Genomic DNA, 274 nt, shown 5'->3' on the forward strand with positions numbered 1-274 from the left:
ACGATGTCGATTCGACGATCGTCTGCAACTGCTCCTTGTATTCGCTGATCTCCGCGTTGATCTTTTCCTTGTCGGCGCCAGGCTCTCTTGCCGAAACCAGCTTGGCGCGAAGCTGGCTTAAGAGATCGATCGAGGAGGTCATCGCCGTGTAAGTCGCATCGACCTTGGCAGCGCCGAGACCGAGCGCATCTCCGATCGTCCCGAGATTGGTGCTGTCCGAGCGCATGACGGTCGCGACCGACCAGTAGGATGCATCGTCGGCGGCCGTCTCGAT

1 pseudogene is annotated in these 274 nt (G+C 59.5%); it reads right to left on the minus strand.

Annotation, left to right across the window (positions count from 1 at the left end):
- Positions 1–274: pseudogene (locus EOD29_RS31725) on the minus strand (flagellin); the annotation flags it as partial.

Source organism: Mesorhizobium sp. M1A.T.Ca.IN.004.03.1.1 (genome assembly GCF_003997555.1).
Taxonomy (GTDB): domain Bacteria; phylum Pseudomonadota; class Alphaproteobacteria; order Rhizobiales; family Rhizobiaceae; genus Mesorhizobium.